This window comes from Chamaesiphon sp. VAR_69_metabat_338, assembly GCF_031423935.1.
GTDB lineage: Bacteria > Cyanobacteriota > Cyanobacteriia > Cyanobacteriales > Chamaesiphonaceae > Chamaesiphon.
Genome location: NZ_JANPGM010000340.1, coordinates 1 through 2,185, shown reverse-complemented (window position 1 = coordinate 2,185; position 2,185 = coordinate 1). Strand labels below are relative to the sequence as shown.

The 2,185-nt window shown below is 48.9% G+C and carries 3 protein-coding genes; 2 read left to right on the top strand and 1 reads right to left on the bottom strand.

Features of this window, described 5'->3' with window-relative positions:
* A partial coding sequence (locus tag RMO84_RS09700) for a hypothetical protein (RefSeq protein ID WP_310488266.1) occupies positions 1-296 on the bottom strand: 296 nt, incomplete at its 3' end.
* 146 nt (positions 297-442) lie between these two features.
* Between RMO84_RS09700 and RMO84_RS09695 the strand changes: the two genes are divergently transcribed.
* Positions 443-838, top strand: coding sequence for a hypothetical protein (locus tag RMO84_RS09695; RefSeq protein WP_310488265.1), 396 nt, complete (start codon positions 443-445; stop codon positions 836-838).
* A gap of 70 nt (positions 839-908) precedes the next feature.
* Entirely contained in the window at positions 909-1,898 is a 990-nt protein-coding gene (locus tag RMO84_RS09690; RefSeq protein WP_310488264.1) for a helicase-related protein, read from the top strand.
* Positions 1,899-2,185: the final 287 nt, after the last annotated feature.

The following is a 2,185-nucleotide window of genomic DNA, read 5'->3' as shown; positions in this document are numbered from 1 at the left end:
AACGCGGATTTGCCTACCCCTGGCATTCCGGCTACTGCGGAGATTACTAAAGATTTCCCACTCAACAATTGCTGGCGGATTGTGTCGATTTCGGTTGTGCGCCCAGTAAAATCAATATCTGAGGGTAGCTGGTGTAGTGATAAAAATTTGGGTTGTTGGCTTAAATAAACATTGCCTCCAACGTTGCCGAAAGCATTGCCATAGTTATTTCTAATACCTTGATTGCGATCGCCATCGAATCTCATGTAATTACCCTTTAGAAATCGCTTTTCACTGAAGTCAGATAGACTAGACATACACTAAATCTCAAATGGTCTGACTGCTAACAATGCTAAAGAAATTGTAACTCGACCTGATGAGTTCTAAACTTGAGTATTCCCTCACAGACGAGCTATTCCGCTAATTGGGATAAGATTGTGGGACATTGCATCCATCTCCCATCATGCCTGCTACCCCCGAAATCGGACAGATCGTTAACGTCCGCGCCCGTCAGTATTTAGTCGAAGCCGTTACTCTACCGATTCATCCTCAAGGGGATACATTGGTGTCGCTGGCTTGTTTGAATGATGACGCTCAGGGGAAAGTGTTAGAAGTCTTTTGGGCACGGGAGATCGATGCGGAGATTTTGGGAAATTCAACTTGGGAGCAGGTTGCTCAACGGGGATTCGTTCGCGTAGCGTCTCCTCGGAGAATCGACCCCACTACTTCTCGGCTTATCTCCACACTCTGCGCTGGAATTGCGTTACTTCTACCAATCCCAAGTTGTTTCAGGCTCCTTATCGGGCGGGGATTGAAGTTAAGGCGTATCAGTTGGAACCATTGCGAAAGGCTCTGTTGATGCCTCGTGTGTCGCTGTTTATTGCTGACGATGTGGGCTTGGGGAAAACGATTCTCCAGGGGGAGAGGCTGTGCCTACGGCAGGCTTTCGCCAACGCCAACGAGACTTCCCGCAGCGGAAGATTATCCCGATCTCGATCGAGGGTTTACCTGTAGATGCTCCAGAATTGGTTCTCGCCCAACTGCTCCAGCAATATCGCACCTGTCGGGAGCAACGACTCAAGGACGCGCCTAAGTCTACTCAGAATACTGCCAAGCTGGTAATTACTTCTCTGCAAAAACGGTTACTTTCGTCGATCGAAGCCTTTGCACGGACGTTGAAAGTACATCGAGCCTCGATTGAAAGACAAGCAGAGAAACAGCGTCAGAACGAACGCCCCCTAGCCCCCAATTCTGGGGGAACCGGAATGGAAAGTCCCCCAAATTTTGGGGATTTAGGGGGCAATTTCCCCTTATTACGCCAATCGATCGGATCTGATGACGATCGAGCCGAACTAAGCGAAGCTGAAGTTCAAGCGGAAGAAGATGCTCAGATGACTAGAGCTACCCAACAGACTAATCGAGAGATTGGGGCGGAAGAGTTGGCACTATTGGCAGAAATGGGGAATATCGCTCAGAATGCGCGGCATCAGGCGGATGCGAAAGTGCAGCATTTGGTGGTTTGGATTAAGGAGTATATGTGTCCGAAGTTAGGACAACCACAGGCTACTTGGAACGATCGCCGTCTGTTGATTTTCACTGAATATTTGGACACCAAAAGTTATTTAGAACGACAACTTACGCAAGCAATTGGCAATACTTCCCAACGGCTGGGATTCTTTCATGGCGGCATGGGCAAACAGAATCGCGAACAGATTAAAATCGCTTTTAATGCCGATCCGCATACTCATCCCTTGCGAATTTTGATTGCTACCGATGCGGCGAGAGAAGGGATTAACCTTCAGAACTATTGCGCCGATCTGTTTCACTTTGATATCCCGTGGAATCCCAGTCGGATGGAGCAGCGGAATGGACGGATCGATCGCAAGCTGCAACGGGAAGCTGAGGTTCGGTGTCACTAATTTATCCTCAAGCAACGGGCGGAAGATCGGGTACTGGATGTATTGGTCAAGAAAACAGCCACCATTCAGCGGGAGCTAGGCAGTCTGTCGCCAGTGTTAGAGCGACAAGTAGCTAAATTGATACGGGGATTTACAGCCAGCAGGAAGCCCAATTGACAGCGCAGATTGAAGATATCGATAGTAAGTTAGCGGGTAAATCCGATCAGTTATTAGTCGAGCGACGAGTTAATATCCAAGAGCAACTAGAGATCGCCCGTCCACCACGAGGCGCCGGCATCCTCGCTCAG